Annotated in this window: 25 protein-coding genes; 12 read left to right on the top strand and 13 right to left on the bottom strand. The window is 49.5% G+C overall.

Going from position 1 to position 23607, the window contains the following annotated elements; genetic code table 11:
• Positions 1–55 precede the first annotated feature (55 nt).
• From AC27N8_RS00370 to AC27N8_RS00355, 4 genes are all read right to left on the bottom strand, one after another.
• On the bottom strand, positions 56–898 hold the full coding sequence (locus AC27N8_RS00370; RefSeq protein WP_487062824.1) for a DUF6597 domain-containing transcriptional factor: 843 nt from the start codon (positions 896–898) through the stop codon (positions 56–58).
• A 482-nt stretch (positions 899–1380) separates the two neighbouring features.
• Complete coding sequence (locus AC27N8_RS00365; RefSeq protein ID WP_487062822.1) at positions 1381–2289, bottom strand: hypothetical protein; 909 nt, start codon at positions 2287–2289, stop codon at positions 1381–1383.
• Positions 2290–2309: 20 nt separating this feature from the next.
• Complete coding sequence (locus AC27N8_RS00360; RefSeq protein ID WP_487062820.1) at positions 2310–3917, bottom strand: NACHT domain-containing protein; 1608 nt, start codon at positions 3915–3917, stop codon at positions 2310–2312.
• 23 nt (positions 3918–3940) lie between these two features.
• Positions 3941–4339: a hypothetical protein gene (locus tag AC27N8_RS00355; protein WP_487062818.1), complete on the bottom strand. Its 399-nt coding sequence runs from the start codon at positions 4337–4339 to the stop codon at positions 3941–3943.
• Positions 4340–5610: 1271 nt separating this feature from the next.
• Here AC27N8_RS00355 and AC27N8_RS00350 point away from each other — a divergent pair.
• Positions 5611–6363: a class I SAM-dependent methyltransferase gene (locus AC27N8_RS00350; protein ID WP_487062816.1), complete on the top strand. Its 753-nt coding sequence runs from the start codon at positions 5611–5613 to the stop codon at positions 6361–6363.
• Positions 6364–6876: 513 nt separating this feature from the next.
• Here the strand turns inward: AC27N8_RS00350 and AC27N8_RS00345 are convergent.
• The 3 genes from AC27N8_RS00345 to AC27N8_RS00335 form a co-directional block, all read right to left on the bottom strand.
• Positions 6877–7089 (bottom strand): hypothetical protein, encoded by a 213-nt coding sequence (locus AC27N8_RS00345; protein WP_487062814.1) that lies wholly within the window; start codon positions 7087–7089, stop codon positions 6877–6879.
• Positions 7090–7227: 138 nt separating this feature from the next.
• The gene (locus tag AC27N8_RS00340; protein ID WP_487062812.1) at positions 7228–7515 is read right to left on the bottom strand and encodes a transposase family protein; all 288 of its coding nucleotides are present in this window, start codon (positions 7513–7515) and stop codon (positions 7228–7230) included.
• A gap of 203 nt (positions 7516–7718) precedes the next feature.
• Complete coding sequence (locus AC27N8_RS00335) at positions 7719–7910, bottom strand: hypothetical protein (RefSeq protein WP_487062810.1); 192 nt, start codon at positions 7908–7910, stop codon at positions 7719–7721.
• A gap of 236 nt (positions 7911–8146) precedes the next feature.
• On the opposite strand from AC27N8_RS00335, the gene AC27N8_RS00330 reads away from it, so the two are divergent.
• The 4 genes from AC27N8_RS00330 (at position 8147) to AC27N8_RS00315 (ending at position 11288) form a co-directional block, all read left to right on the top strand.
• A complete protein-coding gene (locus tag AC27N8_RS00330; RefSeq protein ID WP_487062808.1) occupies positions 8147–9085 on the top strand; it encodes a hypothetical protein in 939 nt (312 codons plus the stop codon).
• Positions 9086–9382: 297 nt separating this feature from the next.
• Positions 9383–10435: a leucine-rich repeat domain-containing protein gene (locus AC27N8_RS00325; protein WP_487062806.1), complete on the top strand. Its 1053-nt coding sequence runs from the start codon at positions 9383–9385 to the stop codon at positions 10433–10435.
• Positions 10436–10713: 278 nt separating this feature from the next.
• Positions 10714–10884 (top strand): hypothetical protein, encoded by a 171-nt coding sequence (locus AC27N8_RS00320; protein ID WP_487062804.1) that lies wholly within the window; start codon positions 10714–10716, stop codon positions 10882–10884.
• Between the two features lie 125 nt (positions 10885–11009).
• Complete coding sequence (locus tag AC27N8_RS00315; protein ID WP_487062802.1) at positions 11010–11288, top strand: hypothetical protein; 279 nt, start codon at positions 11010–11012, stop codon at positions 11286–11288.
• A gap of 198 nt (positions 11289–11486) precedes the next feature.
• Here AC27N8_RS00315 and AC27N8_RS00310 read toward each other — a convergent pair whose 3' ends face one another.
• The gene (locus AC27N8_RS00310) at positions 11487–11831 is read right to left on the bottom strand and encodes a cupin domain-containing protein (RefSeq protein ID WP_487062800.1); all 345 of its coding nucleotides are present in this window, start codon (positions 11829–11831) and stop codon (positions 11487–11489) included.
• Positions 11832–12323: 492 nt separating this feature from the next.
• On the opposite strand from AC27N8_RS00310, the gene AC27N8_RS00305 reads away from it, so the two are divergent.
• Positions 12324–13223 carry a serine/threonine protein kinase gene (locus AC27N8_RS00305; RefSeq protein WP_487062798.1) on the top strand — a complete coding sequence of 300 codons (900 nt, stop codon included), beginning with the start codon at positions 12324–12326 and terminating at the stop codon, positions 13221–13223.
• Positions 13224–13253: 30 nt separating this feature from the next.
• Positions 13254–13853 (top strand): hypothetical protein, encoded by a 600-nt coding sequence (locus AC27N8_RS00300; protein WP_487062796.1) that lies wholly within the window; start codon positions 13254–13256, stop codon positions 13851–13853.
• 22 nt (positions 13854–13875) lie between these two features.
• Here AC27N8_RS00300 and AC27N8_RS00295 read toward each other — a convergent pair whose 3' ends face one another.
• Both AC27N8_RS00295 and AC27N8_RS00290 read right to left on the bottom strand, forming a co-directional pair.
• Positions 13876–14103 carry a response regulator transcription factor gene (locus tag AC27N8_RS00295; protein WP_487062794.1) on the bottom strand — a complete coding sequence of 76 codons (228 nt, stop codon included), beginning with the start codon at positions 14101–14103 and terminating at the stop codon, positions 13876–13878.
• Positions 14104–14423: 320 nt separating this feature from the next.
• A complete protein-coding gene (locus AC27N8_RS00290) occupies positions 14424–15242 on the bottom strand; it encodes a GNAT family N-acetyltransferase (RefSeq protein ID WP_487062792.1) in 819 nt (272 codons plus the stop codon).
• A 698-nt stretch (positions 15243–15940) separates the two neighbouring features.
• On the opposite strand from AC27N8_RS00290, the gene AC27N8_RS00285 reads away from it, so the two are divergent.
• The gene (locus AC27N8_RS00285; protein WP_487062790.1) at positions 15941–16216 is read left to right on the top strand and encodes a transposase family protein; all 276 of its coding nucleotides are present in this window, start codon (positions 15941–15943) and stop codon (positions 16214–16216) included.
• A 91-nt stretch (positions 16217–16307) separates the two neighbouring features.
• On the opposite strand, the gene AC27N8_RS00280 is transcribed toward AC27N8_RS00285, so the two are convergent.
• Both AC27N8_RS00280 and AC27N8_RS00275 read right to left on the bottom strand, forming a co-directional pair.
• A complete protein-coding gene (locus AC27N8_RS00280; protein ID WP_487062788.1) occupies positions 16308–16532 on the bottom strand; it encodes a hypothetical protein in 225 nt (74 codons plus the stop codon).
• 87 nt (positions 16533–16619) lie between these two features.
• The gene (locus AC27N8_RS00275; RefSeq protein WP_487062786.1) at positions 16620–16925 is read right to left on the bottom strand and encodes a S24/S26 family peptidase; all 306 of its coding nucleotides are present in this window, start codon (positions 16923–16925) and stop codon (positions 16620–16622) included.
• Positions 16926–17128: 203 nt separating this feature from the next.
• Between AC27N8_RS00275 and AC27N8_RS00270 the strand changes: the two genes are divergently transcribed.
• The 4 genes from AC27N8_RS00270 to AC27N8_RS00255 all read left to right on the top strand — a co-directional run bounded on the left by AC27N8_RS00270 (position 17129) and on the right by AC27N8_RS00255 (position 21070).
• Positions 17129–18643, top strand: coding sequence for an ISL3 family transposase (locus AC27N8_RS00270; RefSeq protein ID WP_487062784.1), 1515 nt, complete (start codon positions 17129–17131; stop codon positions 18641–18643).
• A gap of 417 nt (positions 18644–19060) precedes the next feature.
• Positions 19061–19909 carry a GNAT family N-acetyltransferase gene (locus tag AC27N8_RS00265; protein WP_487062782.1) on the top strand — a complete coding sequence of 283 codons (849 nt, stop codon included), beginning with the start codon at positions 19061–19063 and terminating at the stop codon, positions 19907–19909.
• 91 nt (positions 19910–20000) lie between these two features.
• Positions 20001–20501 carry a hypothetical protein gene (locus tag AC27N8_RS00260; protein WP_487062780.1) on the top strand — a complete coding sequence of 167 codons (501 nt, stop codon included), beginning with the start codon at positions 20001–20003 and terminating at the stop codon, positions 20499–20501.
• Positions 20498–21070 (top strand): AAA family ATPase, encoded by a 573-nt coding sequence (locus AC27N8_RS00255; RefSeq protein ID WP_487062778.1) that lies wholly within the window; start codon positions 20498–20500, stop codon positions 21068–21070. Before AC27N8_RS00260 ends, AC27N8_RS00255 begins: the two co-directional genes overlap by 4 nt.
• Here the strand turns inward: AC27N8_RS00255 and fxsT are convergent.
• A complete protein-coding gene (gene fxsT / locus AC27N8_RS00250) occupies positions 21056–23548 on the bottom strand; it encodes an FxSxx-COOH system tetratricopeptide repeat protein (RefSeq protein WP_487062776.1) in 2493 nt (830 codons plus the stop codon). The genes AC27N8_RS00255 and fxsT overlap by 15 nt on opposite strands.
• Positions 23549–23607: the final 59 nt, after the last annotated feature.

Here is a 23607-nt window from a genome sequence, read left to right as displayed (position 1 = left end):
CTGGAAACGATAGATCTATCCTATCAAAAGGCGTGGTTCCTCTGCTTGTAAAAATTCAATCAATTGGCAGCTGGCCAAGAGACTGGGCCTGGTGGAGGTTTTGAGCCGAGATCAGGCGGCGCAACTGCAAGTAGTCGGTCGGGTTGTAGCCAGTGAAGGTCACAAAGTCCTTGTTGAGGTGAGATTGGTCATAGAAGCCGGCCTGGTGCGCGCTGAGTGTCCAGTCAACCGGTTGCGTTGGGTCAATAGAGCGCAGGACAGAGAAAAATCGCGAAAGCCGCGCGAACTCCTTCGGAGAGATGCCAACGAGCCGTTTGAATTGATTGTTCAGATGGTTCTGGCTGATCCCGAGTTGCTCACTGAGTTGGCGAATCGACAACGTGCCATGATGGCGGGTGATCTCCCCAAGAGCATACTGCGCCAGCTCCAAATGCTGCGACGACCAGGAGAGGCGCGCAAGCAAACGCTGCTCGAAGCGGGCAAACGCTGCCTGAATAGTCGGCGCGTCGTGGAGTTGTTCCCGTAGTTCGGCGGCAAAGTGTCCCCAAAGGTCATCCAGCGCTACCACCTGATTGTGTAATTCAGAAAGAGGAATGTGCAAGAATGGCGCGGCTCCCCCCGGTTTAAAATGGATGCCGAAAAATTGGACGGAAGACGGCCAAGCGACGATGTGATAGGTGCTAAACATTCCTACCCACCAGCTCTGTGTGCAGGTTGCAAAGGGTTGCGCTTGATCTGACATAGACACGGAGAAAGCCTGGCCGAAGTTCACCATCAAGTGCAATGAGGGTACCGGGAGCGTTTTCAAACGGGAATGGGGTGCAGGGCCATCCAGGTAATAGAGGTCATCAATATAAGCGTTGAGCGGAGGAGATGGGATGTGGCTCGTGTAAATCATGCAAAAACCCTCCTTTGTTTGTATGGAGAAAAAATCCGAGCTCTATGTGTGGATGATGCGGCATCGTTGGTCTTGGTGCGGAGCCAGCTTTGTTGTTGTGAGAACGCGCACCTCTTCATTTTCCTTTGGTTTCCTACAGAGCTAGCTTCCCTTCTCAGCCACTGATTATGAGGCAAGTTTGAATATTCGTCAAATGGGCACCCTCGGTCTGGCTCTGAGAATGCACAAAGTTGAAGGAGTCGAAGCGTTCCTCCCGAGCAGCGAACTCCTCTTTTTCATTTTTTCAAACACAGGAATGAGGATAGCGTGATGATCATCTTGATACTCCGTTGGTGCTCCCTCCATTCGGCTTGAATTGCGAAGCGTAAGGGGAGTATCGTTGCTTGTTGGTTGATCACGGTCGTGTTCACAAATGCTGCCTGACGAACGTAGAAGGCTGCTGAGCTCGCTTCTTGAGCGAGCCAAACCCAACCCGTTTGCATTCAATCCCCGGTAGGTGTTTCCAAGTCAGCGAGGTAATCGAGCAAGAGACGATGAGGAAAGCTATACCCTCCACCAACTCGTCGCAAGAGGATACGCGCTGTCGCTTCCTCTAGAAACCGTTGTGAGCGTCGAGGCAATTTGTGTGTATGAACCAACTGCCAGCGAATTACAAAATGACCCAAGACCGCCAATCCACCACGCAAAGCAGCAATAAAAAGAGCACCAACGAGAGCAAAACCTATACCGTAGAGTGGCATTCGCGTGAGTTCCTCGCGCATATCGAGTAATATGGGATTAAAACCTTCTCCATGAGAGAGTACGATAGTCAATATACTGCACAAGAAAAAGCTAAGTAAACCAGCCAAAGCGAGCATGACACCGCTAATGGCACCCACGATAAGGCTGTTAGATAGTGAGCGCCTGATGCCTTGATTAGGGTGGCGGCGTTTTTCATCCTCGATCTGCTTGGGTAAGACTCCACGCACCAGTCCCGTGAACATCCAATATAACAGCCCTATACTTAGCATTGCAGTTAAGGCGATGCTTATCCCTGTGGCAATGCAATCAGGTAAGATCATGTGAATGTCTTCACTGGACCAATTAAACAGCATGGAAATCAAAGCATCTGCTACACCCAGCAAGAGCCCAAGACCACCCCCTACCAGAACTGTCTTTCCCAGGTGTCCAGGCGCAACCAAACCTTTCCAAAAACTCCACCAGGTCCAGTGTAGCCGTTCAATAAGTACGATACCCTGTGCATAAACGCCTTGAAGAAGATTCAGTAAGACGCTACTTACCCCCACACTAAGACCAAATAGCAATGCAGTTGCCAGTCCGTTCGTTGCTCCCTTAAGGAGATTCTGGCTCGACCATTGAAAGAGAAATGGAAGGATGAGCCCATTGCTCAATCCGCTACTTATGCTCGTGATCACGATGATGGGCCGGATACGTCGTATATCAATGATGTGATAGACACGTAACGGAAACGAGAGGTGTGTATCGAACAGATGGAAAATGGATAATGACCCGGCGCGAGGCGTGAGATCCAGCGAACTGAGGAGAAGGGTGCCAATGACCACAGGAATAGCCACAACGCAAGCAATACCGGGGGAGATAGAGCCTCCACTGCAATGCAAAAGGTGAAGCCAAGACCCACCAGCAGACTGGCATATAGACCATGGCCGGCACGGCGTAGCCAGAACCACGGGTGCTTTGTTATCTGCTTGGAAGAACCATCACCGCTCGCTGCTTGTTGTGTGAGCAGCCAGCCGATCAAGCCACCGAGTATCATATTTTCGAGCGTGAACGGCAAATTGACTCCGTCTCCCAGGAAAAAAAGCATGATAGCGAAATGCACCATCATGCCCAGCAACATCGTTGGCACGCGGACTGCCCACCAGTGATAGGCTCGTCGCGCCCCAGGTGGTAGCCAGCTTGGCTGGAGATGTTCCAAATAGAAGATCGTTTGATAGCGCTGACGCATCTGCCGGGCGAGCCATTGCAGGCTCTCACGCATTTGTCCGGGCGATATGTGTGTGAGTGTTTTCTTACGGGTGATCATACTGTCAACATAGCTGGCAAAGAGCTGCTGCTTCTGCTCGTCCTCGTCTGTCAGAGCACGCAACTCGCTGGTGGTTCGCTCCTGATTGGTGAGTAGGAGAATACTCAGTAACAGTGGCGTCGTGGTGATGTCTCGCAGTGCTGGATTGTTCTCCATGAGGGTGCGCAGCGCTAGTGTTGGCTTGCCTGCCAGATTCAGGACTGCATCAATCTGCTCGTTATTGAGGGGTTGAACAAGCACTGCGTTATGTAGCGCCAGCCTGCTCTTTTGTGCTGCCACTTTATATTCAGCCTGGCGGCTGGCGACAATCAAGGGATGCAGATGAGCGTGGTGATAGGTATTGATGGCTGCCAGACAATCAGCACGTTCCTCCTCTGCAATCTCATCCAGGCCATCCAGAAGAGGAAGCAAGCATTCTTCGTGCATCCATAGCTCTGCCAGGCGTCGGGGGATGTCATAGAGTAACGCGACTTGTTCGGATAGCCAGTGTTCGAGAGGGAGGTGGCGGCTTCGCCACGAGGAGAGAGGGATAATAACAGGAAGTAACAGGCTTGCATCCTTTTCAGCTTGAGCAGTCAGGTCGGCGGCCAATTCCAGCAAAAGTGTTGATTTGCCTGAACCTGGAGCTCCCAAAATCAATAACTCCTGCCCAACTTCGAAATAGATCTGCGTGAGGGTGGTCCCTACTGGGATGGTATGCGCCTGTTGTTGGCCTGTTTGATGGAGGAGTTGCACAGGAGGAGTCACGGCTTCGGAATGCTCCACAAAATTCAGCCTTAAACGTATGACACCATAGAGTGATTGTGCAAGGAGATCACGATATCGGGTGCGCAAACGCGTCAGAAATCGTTGCCGGTTCTGATCAACGGGTCGAGGAGGAGTCGTGTACACCTGAATCGTCGCAGTGCCCCCGCTTGCGGCCTGAGCAATATAGCTGCCATAGGTCTCCTGTCGGATCTTTTGTTCTTCTGACATTCTTCTCTTTCCTAATGCCTCTGTCAGGGCTTTGGAGACAAGGGAGGTCCCTCAATGGTAACTGATGCGTTACTCCCTCGATCAGCTTGAGCGATATAATTCCCCGTCGCTTGTTGATACGTCTGAGAAGATGTTGGGATTACTAAGAGCACCGCTTGAGCTGCATGAAGTAGATCTGGATCTTGAGCGGCCTGAGCAGCGGCGATCTCTTCGACGAGAGCCGCTTTGCGCGCCTCTGATGCTGGTTTCGCCTCTATATTGGAAACTGCTTGCACGACGTCACTATCGTGCCCGAATTTCTTGATCAGAAGTTGTTTCAATCGTCCATAGGCGTCGCTTAGAGCCGATTTACCAGTTTCCGCAATACCTTCCATAGCACCCGATGAGATCGCTGTTATAATTGCTGTGGCAATAGGGTCCATGCTCACTTTCCTTTCTTCGTGACAGGTTCTGGGAAGTATCTTGATTGATATATTATTAAACGTATATATGTCATCTTTGTCACATCAATATCTTTTTAAGCGATGTTTTGTCTTTCGTTATGTCTTGTCTACACAATTGTGCCTGCTCTGGGGATGTCCAAACAAAATGTTGCGCCTTGAATAGCCTTTTGAGATGGATAGTAATCCTGAGGCCACTCTTTTACAGCACATTTTACGTGAACTATTTGAAAGTTTTACTGGTGCCAGACAGGGCTTTTTAATTTTCGGCCAGATGCCGTTGCGTTCCCCGTAACGTTTTCCCATCTAAGATCACATGCATTTGCTCTTCCTTCGCTCGCTTCTCAGCGCGCACACGGATGAAAAGATCCATGAGGACCTGGTTCACCTGAACTGGATCAATCGATCGCAAGACGTTACTGTACGTGGTAACACAAGGAAATGTTGCTCGTGTATCAGTGATGAAAAGCATCACTTGATACACCGAGAATACTTCGCTAGCTGATATTACAATTGAGTAACAGCTGGTTCTGTCGTGATGTGCTCAGGTTCTTCTATTCATGTACAACCGAGTGCTGAGCAGGGGGGCAAATAATAGGAGTTGTGAGCAATTAAAATAACATCAACTATGTTCATGTTGTGTTTTATAGGGGAAGCAAGATGTGATGTGTGCAGTTTTCTTTTTTCAGATGTGGGTTGTGAGAAAAATATTTCCGGTTCTGGTGGGCTTCATGGGTATAAAGAGAGTAGGAGGATTGGAGGGGAAGAGGGAAGGAGGGAAAGGATATATCAGAAGGTATTGGTATGACCTTAGAGGAAGTCTACAAGCTAATGGAGGCTGAAGGTGGCGTAAAATGGGAAATAGGTAAAGGGGGAGGCAGTCAAAAGCCTCCTCATTTTTGTGTTTCCGTTGCTACCATATCGTCTAGCTGAGAATCGACAGTATCAAAGTTGTTATGTGCCATGTACCTAAGCAATATCCAATAGTGTGAGACAAGAGACACCTTCGATACAAACCCGGCCCGGTGTATGTCCCATGTTTTTCTACCGTCCCACGAATATCTTTCTGGACAATAGCCCCACTCCCATCATTATGGAAAAAGAACCTGATGAATATATCCATTGCGATACCGATAATCCACAAAACGTCCGAGATGAAACGTTCAGCTTGTATCCTGCGTCCAAAAACGAGAACTATTTGTGGTACAATATCTCAACAGTACTATCACAATGAATGAAAGGTGCTTACCCGAATGGAGTGGGTTGAAGGCTTCTATGCCAGGCAAGATGAATGGTCAGGATGCTACACAGGTCTCCCAGGGCCAGTAGATCACAAACGCGCTCAGATTGTCACCGCAGCCCTCGCTGGACAGACGGGACGGGTTTTGGAGCTAGGAGCTGGAGGGGGACAAAGTGCCCTGGCCACTGCAAAACTTGGGCATGAGGTCACGGCTATTGAACTGGTGGCACGAACGGCAACTCATGCCCGAACATTGGTCACTCAAGCGGCCCCAGGAACGTTGCGGATCATTGAAGGCAGCTTTTATACGGTTCCCCTGGCAGAGACATTTGATGTCGTTTGTTACTGGGATGGATTTGGGGTCGGAACAGATGCGCAACAACGCACGCTCCTCCAACGAATTGCCCGCTGGCTCGCCCCATCAGGAATAGTACTGATAGACATCAATACACCGTGGTATTGGGCCACGGTCTCTGGTCGTCAGATGTCTACCTCAACATTTGTTCGTCAGTACGACTTTGATGCTGATGGCTGTCGCATGCTTGACCACTGGTGGCACGCTGAACGCCCGGGCGAACAAGTGACACAATCGCTCCGCTGCTACTCACCTCAAGATCTGCGGTGGCTTCTCGAAGGAACAGGGCTCGTTTTGGAACAGGTGGAGCCAGGAGGAGCGGTTAATTATGAAGCAGGCACCTATGTTCCCTCTGTTCCTTTAGAGCAAGCCATGCAGTTTCGCGCGCTCTTGCGCTATGACTCAGAATAGGGAGAAACTAGTAGCGCGACGTAAACTACGCCTTATCCCAATGGAAACGGTGGTTTTGACACCTCAACAAACTGCTCGCCAACACTGCCCACTGCGCTGGCGAGTGGTTTCCCCTCATCGCTAAACGGTTGTCGATCTCAAAGGATGATGATGACTCGTTTCGATCATGCGTCGCTGCCTTGGCCCAACCTGCAATGCTTATTGCTAGGTTGTTCGACGGGAAACGCAGGGAACGGCTCTTGCGTTTGCGACATTCCTCCCGCCTAAGCAAGAGCTCGCTTTCTCATAACGAACCCTTCCGCCCTCGTATGAGTTGGCAGCCTCGTAAGCAAACTATTTACACTTTATCCTCCTGATACCTGAGATGTAAAGCGGACTCTTCACTAGAGAATGGTTTTGCTGTTCACTCTTCGCACCGATTGTTCACTCTTTACCTTAAAATCTATCAACTCGTCGCGCTTACTACCACGTGCTGCTCGACCCGATGGTAAATTCGACCAATCCTCGACTAAATTAAACCGAATGATCGACATTTTGGCTCAATGACGGGAGTAACCCACGAACTGGAAGGAGGTCAATGGGACGATGGGTCTGTAAATCGACAAGGATGGTACCATACGTGCGCCCTCGTCGGAAGGCAAAATCATCCACCCCTAAGATCTGCGGAGCAGTGATCATGGTCATATCATCCTTCTTCGCCAGACGGAGCAGGGTATCGCCACTCACGGTCATGCCTATCTGACTCAGCAGGCGTGAACCTGCTTGTCCACTCAGGTTATGAGTAAAAAGTATGAATGTATCTTTCAGGCGGGTCGTCCGCCGCGCCGAGCAGGCAACGACTTCTGGTACCCGTTCAACAAACGTTTACCGCTGACAGTATGAATTCCAGCCGCGAAAGCGACGAATGTGTAATATGAGTTGAACGTCTTGCCCGCTCATTGGCAAATCTTGCGGTGAACGTGTGTAGTAGCTATGTATATGTGTTGATGATTGCTGGCAGGTTGGACACATTGCTGATGGATTGGCTGCATGAGCAGTTACGATCAGGCCTCCCAGCCGATCTCTGGATGAGGTACGCAATTGACACGTTTGAGAAAGAGTATACCTGATGGGGAGCGGTTTTTCCAGGAAACGCGTGTGAACGTCGCTCATAAGGCGTCCACCCAGATGTTGCTGAGACACAAAGCGCGAATGAGGAGCGCTGACCACTGAGCACAAGGTTTGCGCAGAAGAAGCTCATTCAAAGATATGTGCTTGCCAAGCGACTTCAATACTAATGGTGAGCATGGAGAGAAGATATCTATCAGAGAAATATGATGGGAATACGAGTCACTGGAAGGAGATTCGAGCATCTACTACAATAGAACCAGGTGGCAAGCTCTTGTATCCTGCCGCCGTTGCATCACCTCCAGAGAGGCGATGAGGATTGAAACACTATGATTAGTGATAACGCCGCTCCCGTACTGGAGTTGTATCGCCTCTCCGGAGACGGTGAGGATTGAAACTATAAGAATCACAGGCTGACCCTCATACTTGTTGGGTTGCATCGCCTCTCCGCTCACAATAGAGACAATGGCCTGTTTTGTGCTGAAACCTCAAATACAGTGATGAGCAGCCATTAGATCGCTACCAGAATTATGAGCAGATGAGAGTCATAAGAACACATAGAGTGACTAAAATAGAGTATCGAGGAGTGGAACCAATGGCTACTACAACAACCCCTAATCTATCGCGGCTTTAGTCATACCGGTCTCACTAGTAAAGAAGAGGAGATATTATATTTGTGAAACCGCAGAAACCTCTAAAAATTTTTTATGCGTATGCTTTTGAAGATGAAGACTTACAACAACGCTTAGAAATGCATTTGGCAGCGTTGGAAAGTCAAGGCTCTATCATTGGATGGAGCAAAAGTAGTGTAGATCCAGGAAGAGATTTGGAAGCGGAAATTGACAAAATGTTGGAAACTTCTGACATTCTTCTTCTCCTTCTATGTATGATAAAGTCATTATTAGTTTATATAGTACAAGCTCCTTTGTCTCCTCCTCGATATGTGTTTCACTTATATGGGTTTTGCACCATTTTATTGCTCATCCACAGTTTGGTTACTTACGCCAGAAGATTTCAAGGTTTTTCCCTTACTTTAAACGTAGCATGGACACACTATCATCTACTCTTTATCAACATCCGGCTTATCATGCGGCCATTGGTGCATAGTCACTATCGACGATATCTCAAAGATGTTCCTTGTAGAGGGCAAGCCGTTTACCTCCAACTCATCGTCCATAAGTTTTTTGCTACAATCCTCATTGACAGCGAAAAATCTTCACGGAGCGCATACCAGATTTTGTTTGCTCCCTGGGCGCAAATGACACGTCGTTTCATTGCTGCGGTGCAAGCCATTGGTTTGTCCTCATCAGGAAGCCTGGGAGCTCGGCTTGCGGCTCGCTTGGGAATTGTTACCTCATGGATGACCATTCTTCGATGTATGATGGCACTCCCAACGCCGGTCCCCGAGATTGTGACCGTTTTGGGAATTGATGATTTTTCGTTCAAACGAGGACGCAAGTTCGGGACAAGTCCAGAGAGAGAGATTGCTCAACGACTTGGGATAGGAGTTCGGGCTGTGCAGCGCTGGCAAAAACGAGAAGAGCAGACCATAAGCCAACCTCGGCGCAAACGTCAAAGTATCTTTGATCCCTATGCCCCGCTAGCCAGGAACTGAGTGACTTGCATACCCTTGCCCAATCATTTGGGCGGATTGTTCGTCAACGTGAGGGGCATCAACTTCAAGACTGGGTGAATCAAGTCACTTCCGGGGACTTCCGCTTACCTGTCTTTTCTTAACTAAATATCTCCTATAAGGGATGCACAATTTATTGGGTTTATATGCAAGGTATCGCATGCCCTTCTCTATGTATTTTGATGTTCGTTTCTGCGAGATATTTTTCCTAGTGGACACAAGGAGATCGATGCTCTAAAATAAGAGAAAACACAAAAATAAAGGCACAAAGGAGCAACGATGGCAAGCGATCAAGAGCTGGTGAAACAGCTTCAACGACATCTGAGGAATTGGGACCTTGATAGAGAGTGTAGATCCCACGAGCCTCTGGGTCCGCGTACAGCATACGACGAACAAGGGCTACTGATTGAGCTACATCTCTGTCAATTAGGGTTCACCCATATTCCTTGGGAAGTATGGCAATTTTCCTCTCTGCGAGGGCTTTACCTGTCAGACAACCGACTCAGTTCCCTACCAGCCGAAATTGGCCACCTCACCTCTCTCCAAGTGCTTTATCTGCCTAACAATCAACTCAGCTCCCTACCAGCCGAAATCGGCAATCTCTCTTCTCTACAACGGCTTAACGTGGCGACCAATCAACTCAACTCCCTACTAGCCGAAATCGGCAATCTCTCTTCTCTGCGAGAGCTTTACCTGCCTAACAATCAACTCAGTTCCCTACCAGCCGAAATCGGCAATCTCACCTCTCTCCAAGATCTTATCGTGGATAATAACCGACTCAGTTCCCTACCAGCCGAAATTGGCCACCTCACCTCTCTCCAGGGCCTTGACCTGATCACCAACCGACTCAGTTCCCTACCAGCCGAAATTGGCTACCTCTCCATGCTCCAACATCTTTATCTGGCAAACAACCAGCTCAGTTCCCTGCCAGCCGAAATCGGTTATCTCTCTTCTCTGCAATATATTGAGTTAGATACCAACCAGCTTAATGCTTTGCCTGCTGAAATTGGCCACCTCACTTCTCTCCAGGGGCTTAACCTGGTCAATAACCAACTCAGGGCTCTGCCTACTGAAATTGGCCACCTCACCTCTCTCCAAGGGCTTGAGCTAAGCAACAATCAGCTTAGCTCCCTGCCTGCTGAAGTTGGCAATCTTACCGGGTTGCGATGGCTTGGGCTAGACCACAATCAGCTTAGGGCTCTGCCTGCTGAAATTGGTCACCTCACCAGGCTCATAAAGCTTCGTCTGGAAAATAACCCGTTGCAAACACCTCCACCAGACATTGTTGCGCAGGGTATTCGAGCCACTCTTACCTATTTGCAGGCGCTGTAATGAGTAGAAGATGGAACGTTTTGATGCGAAGGTGATTACGTCTTCCTTCCTCATGCAGCAAAATGTTTCTGACGAGCTACGACCAATGCAGATAAGAGCCACAATGGAGTCGCGAACAAAAGTCGCAAGTGACAGAAATGCAGAAGGTAAGAAGCAGATGAACACTTTAGAGTGTGTAAAGTAACTTTTGACGCAGCAGGGCAAATACAGCTCTGCACGGAGCGGTGCTATGCCATTGGGACGCTCATATCGAAACAGATGAATGTGGGGAGCCTGAGATGTTCACGGCTGGAGCACGTCAGATCGGCTTATCAGGTGAGCATGGAAGAATCAATGCCAACGTCCTGCAGAAGTACCTGGAAGATGCACGCTTCGGTGTTGTTCATGCGGTTCAACCTTCTGTTCTCCGCTTAACTCAACTGATAGAGGCAGGGACGCGTACAGCATAGAGGAACTTGCAACGCTTACAGGTATCGCTCGATCTTTCCAACTCAAGGTTCATCTGGACGGGGCAAGGTTTGCCAATGCACTCATCTCTACGGGGCTAGTCCAGCCGAAATGTCGTGGAAAGCGGGTGTGGACATTCTTTGCCTGTTGTGTGGCGAAAGCGTTGGCGAAAGTACTGGAAAGATGCCCCGATGTGAAGATCATGCATCCAGTCGAGGGGAACGAAGTCTTTGCCGCTCTGCCCGATACTCTCGTTGAAAGCCTTGTGGCGAAAGGGTTTACATTTCATCGGAACTGGCGCCTGGACCCCCGACACCACCGCTTCGTTGCTTCATGGGCAAGCTCGCTCAAAGATGTTAACGTGCTGGCTGCAGTTTGTTCTCAGATTGACTCTGCTGCCAGATAAGAGAACACATGGGTGAGGGAACGCGCTTTGTTACGTGTCTGCTTACCTTACTCTGCCCGATCGGGCAGAGTAAGGTAAGCAGAAGAGGTCTTTTCGAATTTATGATTATCTATTCTGGTTTATTAGAACGCTTGCATATGAAGAAGCAGGCAATTGAGCTGTATTTTATTACTCTTTTCTCTATCGGAGCTATGGTCTTCATGATTGAGGACGATGCGTGTATTCGGCTGGAGCGAAGAAGACGAGGATATGAAGGTCTTCACTAATACTGTGAAAACGATGTTCGTCTGCTGCGGCTACGAAGACAAGTGAACCAGCGGTGACAGAAATATCGTCATCCTCAACCTGTAGCGAGGCACGTCCCTGGACAACATAATATAACTCATCTTCCGTATGTGGTAGCTGTGTATCGACGGAGCCAGTAGCCAGCTGATATATTCCTGCACTCATGGCCGGGACACGTAAAAATTCGTGATAGGTATGTCCCGACTGTTGACATTGTTCATTCAAGCGAGCGATGGTCCAAGACAACGTTTTTGACATGTGAAAGTTCCTCCTGCTAATCATTCTTCTGTACCTGGTTATGCTAGACGAAAAAAGGGCGTGTGTATAGGACCATTTAGCGTCGATTATCTCAGACCATTTTGGACGTCCTCCACTTTTGGAGGATCGGAGAAGCGAAATATGAGAGACTGACGTCAGAAGGGTTCCATGAACAAATCTCGGCCGATGTACACCAAAGCATTCAAGTAGCATGCTGTGACACTCTTTAAAATCATATAAAAGAACAATCCTATCGCCAACATACTGATCTGTATTCTCATCTCCTGAAGTCGCTCAGTGCAAGCCAAAGAGGAATTTTAAAAAGCTCTGCTCTAGAACTTATTCCCTTTACAAAATTCTCTGCTGGATTTATGATTACTGATAGATCAGCAATATCGAGATTACGCTGGAATTTTACTATCTGGATGAATAAGTCTATTTGAATCGAATGATATTTTATTTATTGCTCTACTCAAGATAGGAGTCAATTTTATGAATGCTTCCCCCATTTTTTGTAATAACTGTGGTGCAGAAAATAGCGTAGATACACTTTATTGTCAATTTTGTGGAGAATATTTCCGTAATGATATTTCTCATGCTTCTCACATTGTTACTGCTGAACCTCAAAAATTGCTTCACCAGCGTTATCGTATTGTTGCCACACTCGGACATGGTGGGATGGGAACTGTCTACAAAGCTGAAGATGTTCAGTTAGGGAACCGTCTCGTTGCGATCAAGGAGATAGATCGAACACATCTCAACAAAGAGGAGAGTGTAGAAGCGTCAGATAACTTTAAACGTGAAGCACATATGCTTGCTGGACTCACCCATCCAAATTTACCCAGCATCCACGATTATTTTGAAGAACAAACATGCTGGTATCTTGTAATGAGTTATATTGAGGGGCAGACGCTTGAAGACTATGTAGTGGGGAGAGGGAAAAAACTGACGCTTATGGAAACGCTCTCCATTGCTACAAGCCTCTGTTCCGTTCTGAGTTATCTGCATTTGCATCAGCCACCAATTATCTTCCGTGACTTGAAGCCAACAAATATTATGCGTACGACAGATGGCCATATCTATCTCATCGATTTTGGCATTGCGCGTCACTTCAAGCCGGGTCAGGCAAAAGATACAGCGAACTATGGATCGGCTGGTTATGCGCCACCCGAACAATATGGACGTGCTCAGACGACTCCTCGCTCGGATATCTATAGTCTTGGTATTCTGCTTTATCAACTGGTATCAGGGTATGATCCATCGTTATCCCCATTTCGTCTTCCTCCTCTGATGGCTGACCAATTGAATATCCCCGTCAAGCTTGTCAACTTGATTACACAGATGACAGAACTTGATGAAAAGAAGAGACCGGCTAGCATGAGCGTTGTATAAGAAAAGCTCCACGAGCTTTCTCTCTCCGATATGTCAACTTCCCTTTCTCAAAAAGAACAAACCTTCTATGAGGAGCCGTCTGTCTATAAACAGATTGATGAACCAGTACGTGTCTATAAGCAGGTCGCCGAATCTACACAGAATGATAACCCTCAACTTCATGAGTTACAGGGGATACGTGACACTCCAGAAAGGCAACAGCAGTCTTTCCAGCAAATGTATAGTGCTTCTCCATTGGCCTCTGCTCCTACAAATAGGCATAAGTCAGCGCTGTGGCGCAGATTTTGGTTGGTTGTGGGAATGATTTTGGGGATAGTACTGGCATTTTTAGGAAGTGTCAGTTTTTCTGACGCCTTTTTTAATCAAATATATCATGTGGGCACAAGTGATCCAGCAGGTGACTATGTGTTTAGTTCAATTTTTCTATTGCCAGGACTTTTCCTACTAGCAAAAAGCACGATATCGGTCATCGGTAAATATATTGGTATTCCAATTATTCTTCTTGGCTTGATCATCATCCTGGCTGGGTTGGCGTCCAGTGGTCAATTTGTTTCCTATCTTATTGGAGGAGCCTTTACTATACTGATGGGTGCAATGATGTATGCATTCTCACGAGGCCGAAAATGGTAGCTGTTCTGGGCATACCATTGTGTTAGAGCAGGCCGTATTCCCGTGCACGCGCAATTGCCTGTGTTCTGTTGGCGGCGCTCAGTTTACTAAGAATACTGGAAATATGCTTCCTGGCCGTCGAAAGCTGGATTACCAACGCATCGGCAATCTCCTGATTGGATGCCCCTTGTGCCAGTTGTTGGAGGACACGCCGTTCCTGTGCCGTCAGCGGATCAACAAGCCCGCAAGCTCTCCTCTTCTCGACGAACATGTTCTCTGTTAAAAGCAGAGTAGGTGTCAGTTTGAGTGGCGCTATCAATGAGCTTCTAAGGCGATAGAATATGGTTCAAGGGTTGGGTAGTAAATTAACGTGAATGTTCGACGAGAACTCGTCATCTATCCCCCTCACACACCGCTACGCATTATACGTGCGCTGAAAGGTTCCCTGTGGATCAGGCAAGGAACAACCTGGGCAATACGCTAATACAATGAGAGCGTGTTTAACAAAAGGCTTTTGTCTTTTTGCTAAGCACGCTCTATTTCAAAAAAAGGCTATCCTGCTTGCTTGGAATAGTCTCCTACATGCATGATTTATGTTGGCACTTGTCTATATTGACAGTAATAAACGGGATAGTCCAGCCTCTTCTCGAAACCTAACTTCAAGGCAGTTGCTCTGGATGGCGTGTTTGTGGCCGAACAATCCCAGCCAATTTCCGTTGCTCCTTTGTTAAATGCGTGCTTGATCACTACTGATGCGAGATGTGTTGCAATGCCTTTGCGTTGGTATGCTTCGATGGTCCCAATACCCAGTTCATAGCAGCCCTGATAGTGATATTCGGCCAGACACCAGGCGACAAGCTTGTGACCATCTTGTGCACAGAAGCCGAAATTCTGACGGAAAAAGTGCTCAAGCGAAGGACTCTCAGAGTGTATCTCCTCAAGCAGAAGTTGCCTGTTCACAAGTGTGGCATCTCCTAACATGGTCTCATCAAGGCAACTGAAGGTGATCGCTTCTGGAAGAGACTGGCTATATGGTGGGTGTGGTTCTCTCAGGCGATAATACTGTCTCCACCCAGGAACAGTTTCTTGCTCTTTCAGCAATTGCTCAAGGGCCTGTTTCCAGGGGGCTGATACGTCGTACACCACAAATTCGTAGCTCTGCGCAAGAGACTCTTTGAAGAGCATGTCTATGACGTCTGCGAGCATGCGAGGCGATGGTTCTCCGCTCACATAGACTCGATGCTGATTGGACGGGATCAAAATGGCAGTTCCTGGGCAGCCGGGATCATCGACATAGATTCTTCCTGGCAGTATTCTAGCAAGGACAGTCTGTACTGCAAGATGATAGGTTATTTCCTCAAACAGGTGATGGACGGATGGATAGTTGTCTGGTTCGAGCAAAAAAGACATAGATATCCTCTCTTGACGTTGAGACTCATGCCAACCTGGCTGAGTCCTATCGGTGTTGGACTAAAATTTCGGAAAGGCTCCTGAGATGAAAAGCACAAATCGCTTCCCAGCGCCGCGAAGAGGCCATTGTGCACTTTTGCTCTTTCCTTCCTACTGATGCTCTCATTGAGAAGCTATTGGGTGGGAAGAAGAGCGCATTGTCATCTCGCCTGTGCGCAAGCATATCTAGGCTCTGGTTGGGCAAAAGGCACCAGTGAAAAGATCAAAATGAAGGTGTTGTATTCCCGAGCAAAAAATGTGGTCCACTCAGGGTATGAGGAAGAGATGGGGAGAGTCTATGAACAACCTGTATGCCCGTGAGATCAAGACTGGCTTACCCTCTTTATCCATACACCTGTGTAGAGAAATCGCTGTTCAGAAATAGCGAACATCATCGCGATCATATGTCCTCCTTTCGACTCCTGTAAACAACAATAGAGAAGTGTAGATTAAGTGTAGTATCAGCAGCGCTCTGTGTCAAGAGTACATTTGGGAAAACTCTCTCTCTCCTTAAAAAAGCTTCTTGAATGTTGTAGATTCTCATTATCCTAGGATCTGGCACACTCTTGGTGACGACGATCGTTCGCTTGCATCAGCTCATCATTTGGATTATCCTTCTGAGCAAATCAGCCTGTTCTTCAGAGAAGGATCAGACGAAGATGATGAACATGAAGCTTGCTCTAACGCTCCCCAACGACTTCCAACTTGTTGGGGTGGAGAAGGGGGATGATCATCTGACAGTGATGATCGCTTCGACGCAACTTTTTTCTCGCTGCCCCTTGTGCGGAGGAGAAGCAACGCGGGTGCATAGCCGCTCCATCCGCCACGTTGCCGATCTTCCGTGCGCAGGACAGCCAGTACGCTTGTTCATTCATGCTCGCAAATATTTTTGTGAGGTAATGACCTGTACACGCAAAATCTTTTTGGTGAGATGATGCTATGTGCAGGTGCGCTTGCATCTGTTTGCCGTTTTTGGTGCGATAACGAAGCTTAAAGGTGTAAGGCTGGTCGTAATAAGCAAAAACGTCAGGATCGTGCTACCATTAGGTAGATGGCTCCAAGCTCGACCAGGCTCTCAAACTGGATTGTCATCCCCATTTTTCGGCTGGAGTAGAAATCTGAGACGTTCCCAGCGCGTCCTTGAATGCGGCGAGCAGGATCTGACTGACGAATACGTGCCAGAAACTCGGAGGTCTGAGGCGGAAGGGCACGCTCCTGGCAATAGCGCTGTAATTGAGTCGACGTTATCATCGAACCTCCTTTTTCAAGGTACATTGACAGGGTTTCAGGCCACTCAACACTTTTGCTCATCGAGAATGGGATGTTCGCGCGCTTCCTCTAACGTCCCTCAATCTGCATGGCCCGCCCATAGATGGCATGAGGACCAACCCAACCATTAATGCCTCCATGATTATTTCCAATCAGAAACCGTTTTTGGTCAATGGCCTTGATTAAGTGCAAATAGACATTCCCTTTGACCTGCACCAGGACAATATCGCCTACCTGCAACAGCTCTGGAGAACACGGCTGGAGGGTGACGAGATCTCCATCATTCACTTTCCCAGTCATTGAATGACCTCGTGGCTTGATCTGTGCTTGTTGTCCTTCCCGTAACTTCTCTATGGCAAATGTTGCCCAATTCATATGAGAATTCCTTTTCACTATCATCTTGTAATTTGTTCTCACTTGTAATTCGTTCTCTAGTTTATCATATCCACAGGCAAATAAACATGTTTTGAACCATGTATTGATTCTTACGCAATCTTGCTGATCCCCCATGTGGTACACGAAAAATTCGAACATTTTTTCGACTCTGCATGACTTTTTCGAGGAACTCAAGACATCCCATGATCATCATTTTTCCAGACCTTCCCACCTTCGAAGTAGAAGGAGTAGAGGAAGCTGAGGAGATTATCCTCATCCTTCGTGCGGTATCCCCAACAGCACTTTGTCCCTCTTGTGGGGCTGCATCTTCGCGTGTCCAAAGTCGATATACAAGGACACTACGCGACCTTCCTTCTGTTGGGCGCCCAATCCGTCTCATTATGCGAGTGCGTCGTTTTTTCTGTAAAAACCGTACCTGCGCTCAAAAAATCTTTGTTGAGCGACTTTCAGAGCTCTGTCATCCTCATGCACAACGCACAAAACGCTTGCAACAAGCTCTCTGTGGGCTTGGGCTCAAAATAGGGGGCCAAGCTGGGGTAGATTGTGGAAGTGAGCTTGGCATAAGTGGGAGTCGCGATACGATTTTGCGTCTGATTCGAAAATCAGAACCACCAGCCCAACAAGAGCCACACATCATTGGTCTGGATGACTGGGCGTGGAAACGCGGACTGCGCTATGAAACCCTGATCTGTGATCTGGAGCAAGGTGTGCCCATCGATCTGTTACCCTACCGTGCCGTCGAGACAGTCTCAGCGTGGCTGCAGAACCATCCCAAGATCAACATAGTCAGTCGTGACGGCTCACAGGAATATGCCTCAGCAATCAAAAAAAGTGCTCCAAAAGTCAGGCAAGTGAGCGATCGCTGGCATTTGATAAAAAATCTTGCAGGATGTGTTTCGGTCGTCCTAACCCAATGTCTCACGGAGATCCGTCATGCAGAGCGGGCTACCGTCACGATCCCTGAAGAAGAGCAGCAAAGACACCTCCAGAGCCATCCAAGGACACAGGCAGAGCGACAGACACAACAGACTCGTCAGTCCGAGCGAAGCGCTCGCTACGAGCACATCATTGCGCTCTCCAAACAGGGGATGAAGTTTTCAGATATTGCGGTTCACGTCGGAATGCCTGAACGGACCATTCGACATTGGCTTTCAGAGCGAGGCATCCCGTATACTCGTCCGCGTCGCCAACGGCCTCGCCTCATTGATCCCTACAAAACCTATCTGCTTTCGCGTTGGCACCAAGGCTGTCACAATGGTTTACAACTCGAAAGAGAACTGAGAGCAAAAGGCTACAAAGGATCTGAGCGTGCGGTCTATCGCTACTTGGAGACGTTAAAACCATCTGAACTCTCTGTTCGAAAACACCGTTCTGCTGACACTCTAGGACAGCGTGTTTTTCCCAGAGTGCCCAATCCACTTTTGACCCTCTCAGCACCACAAGCGACCTGGCTCTTTTTCCGCAAGCAAGAGGATTTAAAGGAGGAAGAATTGGCGTACCTTCAATTGTTGAGGCAGGCCAGCCCACCAGTTGAAGCGACGTATCAACTGGTGAACACCTTTCTGCATATGGTGCGCGAACGCACAGGAGAACAGCTTGATGCTTGGCTGGAAGCAGTCCAAGCGAGTCATCTCAAGGCATTTCAATCCTTTGTGACTGGTGTACTACAAGATAAAGATGCAGTTCTCGCAGGATGAACATTGCCTTGGAGTAATGGTCCTTTAGAGGGCAATGTGAATCGACTGAAGCTCATCAAAAGAAGCATGTATGGTCGCGCTGAATTCGATCTTCTCAAGCTTCGAGTGCTCTACCAAAGTCAAAAGAATCGGGGCAGAAAGGACAAGAAGCATCAAGCACAAGAGGTAAATTCCCTGCAGAAACCGAAGATGATGAAATGTGGTATAAACCTCTATTATACCACAACTGACATCAGCAAGGTTGCGTAAGAATCAGGTTATGTGTCAAAAGCCCCGTCTTCACCTGAGAATATGGTAAACTAGGGAGGGAAGAAATTTCTTTAGAACATTTCCACGAAAAGGAGCCTGTACGGAAGATGCCGACGCATAGGAGTGTTTGGCACATATAGCAAGCATTAAACCATCCAGGAGCTTCCTATGAATCAACGACTACAAGACCTTTCAGAGCCATCCATCATGAATGCAATTGAGGCCAATGTCCGAGAGTTCTTGCTTACTCTCGGACGGTTAGGAGGGGGAGAAGAGCGCGATGAGCCAGCCATTCAGTGGATTATTGGTGGTGCACCCATTAGCTACCATAATTGTGTGGTGCGTGCGACCTTGACAGCAGAGACTGTAGATGAGGCTATTCTCGCCTCGGTGCAATGCTTCCAGGCACACAAGGTGCCAGGGTCTTGGCACCTTGGCCCCTCGATGCGTCCTGCTCATCTTGGCGAGCGACTGGTTGCGCACGGCTTCACGCCGGGTGGTAGTGAGCCAGGCATGGCCGTCGATTTGCAGACCATTCCTGAACAGGTTTCTATTCCTACAGGCTTTGTGATTGAACGCGTCCATGATAAGCAGGAACTCTGTGTGTGGAAACAAACGCTTGGCATGGGTTTTGGTGAGGGGGAGATCGAGGCGAATTGGGTCGGGGAGATGTACCAGAAGGCCGGCCTGAGCGATCAGGAAGCATGGCATCATTACCTGGGCCGTTGGAATAGCGAGCCAGTGGCCACGGCATCCCTCTTCCTGGGGGCAGGAGTCGCCGGAATTTACTTTGTCTGGACGCTTCCACCAGCACGACGACAAGGCATTGGGGCTGCGATCACCCTGGCAGCGTTGCAGGATGCCCGCAGGCTTGGCTGTCGATTAGGAATTTTAGGCTCATCCTCCATGGGTTATGCGGTCTACCAACGCCTGGGCTTCCGAGAATACTGTCGGATCGAAATGTACGAGTGGCCGTCATCCGATACCAACTTCGTAGGAACCCAATGGGATCAGTGAGAGGAAAAAACGCCTTGAGGAATTTTTCCAAGACACCGATTTTGGTCGGGGTGACCAATTGCTGCCGTCCGTCACCTGTTTCCAGGAGTAAATGATGACGCCAGCACAGTTTCAACGCTATTGCCAGGATCTTGCACTTCCGGTCGAGGCGGTCGATTTTCTTGCTCGTGTTCACCAATCTCCACCCGCTCGTCGTGTCCAGGGGCGAGCGGGGAATGTCTCTGGCTTTTACTCGAGTCGAAAAATGGGGGTAACGATCCAGTTCGAAAGTCTGGTGGAACTTGGTGCCATTTATCTGATGGAGCACGATTTCGCCGTTTTTGCCTTTTACGACCAGCCCCACATCTTCAAATTACGCTACCTCAACAAAACTGGGAAGCACATGCAAGGGCAACTACTACATTCCAGATTTTCTGGTACTCCGCACGACTGGCGTCGTGTTGGAAGAGTGGAAAACGGAAGAAGAGCTCTTCAAGCTGGTCGAAAAGCAGCCCTATCGCTACCAACGAACGGAAGAAGAAGGCTGGCTCTGCCCACCAGGAGAGGAGATAGCGAAGACGCTCGGCCTGTCCTAGGGAAAAGCTATCCTTGAGAGCATCGAAGGGACGGCAAACAATCTTGCCCGCCTCCCTTCTTCGCCAAATGGAACGCACAAACAATGCTTCCCCTCCTATTTCTGAGCCACACAGTCCGTCTGTGCCTGTTCCTCTCTTGCTCCTGGAAACGCGTCCACCAGATGGGACGACCTTTAACCGTGCCGATTATTACCGCAGCGCTCTCAGACGATTAGGAGAACAGACCTATGAGCATTGGACGTTGGTGAATATTGATGAGGAGCATGTCTGGGGGCACAAACTAGATCGTGACAAAGGAGCAAAATTTCACGACTCATCAGAACTACGCCACGTCTATGAAGCAGCACTCCAGCGCAGAAGAGTGCAAACTATTATTTTAGATGAGGCTCAGCACCTTCTCAAGCTGGCCAGCGGGATCAAACTCATCGACCAACTGGATTGGCTCAAAAGCATGACCAACACAACGGGAGTCTTGCATATTTCAGAGGAGAGGACTCACGGAGCCCTCTTCTGCCCTATTTCTTTCAGATCACATTCCCCCAACGCTTCTTGCGCCGCTTGTGCCCATTCCTCATGCTTCCTCTAACTGAGCAAAAAGCACTCGTGAGGCGACCGTCTTTGGGTGTGTCTCTCCCAAAAACTGTGAGCGGATCCGAAGGGCACGTTCAACAAGGAAATATGCCTCGCTTCTCCTGCCCTGGAACGAATAGAAACGCGCCAGCTCATGGAGCGTTTGTGCTGTCTCTGGATGATCCCGACCGAGACGCTGTTCGCGGATCTGCATGGTTCGCTGAAACAGCGCCAGGGCCTGCTCATCGTGGCCCTGTTCGAAGCTTAGCACCGCCAGGCCATGCAGGGGATACGCGACTGCGTGATGCTCCAAGCCAAGCGCTTGTTCAAAAATAGTGAGGGTTCGCTGATACAAAACCTCGGCCTGTGGATATCTGCCCCACTCACAGTAGAGATCAGCTAGACTCACAAGCATATATGCCACATCCGGATGAGCCGGACCTAAGGTCTCCTCAGCCAGGCACACGGCACGCTGGCAAAACGGCTCGGCAACTTCATACTTGCCCTGCTCCCGATAGAGGTTACCCAGATTGCTGAGTGGGGCCGCCAAGCGAAAATGCTCCGATCCTAATGCGTGCTCCCGGATCTGGATCGCCCGTTGAAACGTCGCCTCAGCCTGGTCGTACTTGCCCTGCTCATAGTAGACAATCCCCAGCCGGTTGAGTGCCTGGGCGACTTCTGGATGCTCTGGACCTCTTGTCTGCTCTCGGATCTGCAGCACGCGTTGCTGCAATGGCTCGGCCAGCGCATACTTGCCCTGCTCATAGGAGGTCATCGCCAGCCCTTCGAGAGGCCGAGCAACTTCCGGATGCTCCGATCCCAGCACCTGTTCCAGAGCTCGCACTGCGGACTGGAACAGCGGCTCGGCTTGCGCATAGTTGCCCAGAATCCGATGGAGATGGGCAAGTTGGCTCTGCAGAGAAGCGACCTTGGGATGCTCCGGCCCCAATGCCTGTTCCCGGATCTGGAGCGCTTGCTGATACAACGACAGCGCCTGTTTGTATCCGGACCGCTCGTGCAGGTAGTCTGCTGCTTTCAGGAGCAGATCGGCCAATTCCTGATCGAGGCCTCCATCCTGGACTGCTGCGACACAGGTCATCACGTGGGGGAGCAGGCGCTCGCAGGTCTCCCAGAGTTCGATGCCAGTGTAACTCACAACGGTAGGAAAGGCTGCATCCAGCAGATGGATCACTCGCTGTTGCCACGCAGTACGCTCTTGCTCGCTCATCTCTGCTTGCAGGACCGCCTGCACCAGTCGATGCACCGAGAGTGTCCGCTTGTCCGGCTGACGTTGGACCAGCGAAAAGGTCCGCAGCGTGGCAATCGCCTGGTCCAGTTGGTACCGATTGGTCACGAGAGCAGGACGAACAGGAGATACATCGGCGACAAAGAGTTCCTCAGGAATGCCTTCCGCGTAGAGCAAAGCGCAGAGGCAGAGCAGATCAGCCGCAATGGGATAATGCTGCTTGACGTGCGCGTACGCCAGAGAGAACGTGGTAGTCACACTGTGGGGATGATTGCTCCCAAGCGTTCCTCTGCGCTCCAGCAGTTGGGCACGCTGATGCGTATAGTGGTGGAGATAATCTGCGATACTGCATCCAGTTTCTTCGATGTATGCGCCGGCCTGGTCAAGAGCTAACGGTAACCCTCCCATCATGCTCACGAGGGCCTTCGCCTCTTCCTCCTGTGTGGAGACGTGGGAACGTTGTTCTCGGCTGGGGGGGTCCTGGAGGATCTTGGCGCGACGCAAGACAAACACCATACCTTCCTCTGGCATCATGGGAGACAGTTCAAGGCTCGGAGTGAGCGTTCCCAGAACAGGGTTGCGGGTCGTGATAAGGAACGCCCCCTGATGGACTGGAGGCAAAAAGCGTTGGAGGAGTTCCAGATCTTCCACATTATCCCAGATCAGCAACCATGTGCCGTTGATGGTTAGCCAGCGCTGGACTGCGGCGACCATCCGCTGCTGATCCGCATCTCCTTGCTCTGGAAGCTGCAAGTGGGCGGCAATGCGATCCAGACTCGCCAGAATGCTCTCGCTGGTTTCCGCCTCAATCCAGAAGACCGCGCTATAGTCCAGCGCGTAGCGGTACGCATACTCCAGGGCGAGTTGAGTTTTGCCAATGCCACCCAGTCCATGTAAGGCATACGATTGGGTAAGGGCCGCCGCATGATCGGTGCGCAACAGCTGATGTAATGTGTCGAGCAATGTTTTCCGTCCGGTGAAGAAGACATTGCGTGGATACGGCACGGACCAGTGAGGGGAAAGCGCGATCAGACTGGCTTCCAAGAGTTGGCGTGTTTCTGCATCTCTGAGCCCGAGCTTTCGCCCCAGTTCCAATACCATACTTTTACTGTCAGGCAGGTAGTTGCCTTGTTCCCAGGACCAGATGGTATTACGATGCACACCCAGTTTCTCGGCGAGTGCCCGTTGGCTGATGCGTTTGCGCGTGCGGAAGTCCCGCAAAACGTCTCCAAAAGATGCGATTGACATGAAATGGCGTCCACTTTCTCTCAAAAAAAGAACAGCTATCCAGATGCACAGGTTGGCAC

Source organism: Dictyobacter sp. Z7_2 (genome assembly GCF_057551105.1).
The sequence above is the reverse complement of the archived record's forward strand: the minus strand, read 5'-3'. Positions and strand labels throughout refer to the sequence as shown.

What these genes read in the sequence shown, in the direction of transcription:
- AC27N8_RS00370 (WP_487062824.1), bottom strand. Translation starts at nt 898, where the DNA reads ATGATTTACACGAGCCACATCCCATCTCCTCCGCTCAACGCTTATATT.
- AC27N8_RS00360 (WP_487062820.1), bottom strand. Translation starts at nt 3,917, where the DNA reads ATGTCAGAAGAACAAAAGATCCGACAGGAGACCTATGGCAGCTATATT.
- AC27N8_RS00355 (WP_487062818.1), bottom strand. Translation starts at nt 4,339, where the DNA reads ATGGACCCTATTGCCACAGCAATTATAACAGCGATCTCATCGGGTGCT.
- AC27N8_RS00350 (WP_487062816.1), top strand. Translation starts at nt 5,611, where the DNA reads ATGGAGTGGGTTGAAGGCTTCTATGCCAGGCAAGATGAATGGTCAGGA.
- AC27N8_RS00340 (WP_487062812.1), bottom strand. Translation starts at nt 7,515, where the DNA reads ATGAGCGACGTTCACACGCGTTTCCTGGAAAAACCGCTCCCCATCAGG.
- AC27N8_RS00335 (WP_487062810.1), bottom strand. Translation starts at nt 7,910, where the DNA reads ATGCAACCCAACAAGTATGAGGGTCAGCCTGTGATTCTTATAGTTTCA.
- AC27N8_RS00325 (WP_487062806.1), top strand. Translation starts at nt 9,383, where the DNA reads ATGGCAAGCGATCAAGAGCTGGTGAAACAGCTTCAACGACATCTGAGG.
- AC27N8_RS00320 (WP_487062804.1), top strand. Translation starts at nt 10,714, where the DNA reads ATGTTCACGGCTGGAGCACGTCAGATCGGCTTATCAGGTGAGCATGGA.
- AC27N8_RS00310 (WP_487062800.1), bottom strand. Translation starts at nt 11,831, where the DNA reads ATGTCAAAAACGTTGTCTTGGACCATCGCTCGCTTGAATGAACAATGT.
- AC27N8_RS00305 (WP_487062798.1), top strand. Translation starts at nt 12,324, where the DNA reads ATGAATGCTTCCCCCATTTTTTGTAATAACTGTGGTGCAGAAAATAGC.
- AC27N8_RS00300 (WP_487062796.1), top strand. Translation starts at nt 13,254, where the DNA reads ATGTCAACTTCCCTTTCTCAAAAAGAACAAACCTTCTATGAGGAGCCG.
- AC27N8_RS00295 (WP_487062794.1), bottom strand. Translation starts at nt 14,103, where the DNA reads ATGTTCGTCGAGAAGAGGAGAGCTTGCGGGCTTGTTGATCCGCTGACG.
- AC27N8_RS00290 (WP_487062792.1), bottom strand. Translation starts at nt 15,242, where the DNA reads ATGTCTTTTTTGCTCGAACCAGACAACTATCCATCCGTCCATCACCTG.
- AC27N8_RS00285 (WP_487062790.1), top strand. Translation starts at nt 15,941, where the DNA reads ATGATGAACATGAAGCTTGCTCTAACGCTCCCCAACGACTTCCAACTT.
- AC27N8_RS00280 (WP_487062788.1), bottom strand. Translation starts at nt 16,532, where the DNA reads ATGATAACGTCGACTCAATTACAGCGCTATTGCCAGGAGCGTGCCCTT.
- AC27N8_RS00275 (WP_487062786.1), bottom strand. Translation starts at nt 16,925, where the DNA reads ATGAATTGGGCAACATTTGCCATAGAGAAGTTACGGGAAGGACAACAA.
- AC27N8_RS00270 (WP_487062784.1), top strand. Translation starts at nt 17,129, where the DNA reads ATGATCATCATTTTTCCAGACCTTCCCACCTTCGAAGTAGAAGGAGTA.
- AC27N8_RS00265 (WP_487062782.1), top strand. Translation starts at nt 19,061, where the DNA reads ATGAATCAACGACTACAAGACCTTTCAGAGCCATCCATCATGAATGCA.
- AC27N8_RS00260 (WP_487062780.1), top strand. Translation starts at nt 20,001, where the DNA reads ATGATGACGCCAGCACAGTTTCAACGCTATTGCCAGGATCTTGCACTT.
- fxsT (WP_487062776.1), bottom strand. Translation starts at nt 23,548, where the DNA reads ATGTCAATCGCATCTTTTGGAGACGTTTTGCGGGACTTCCGCACGCGC.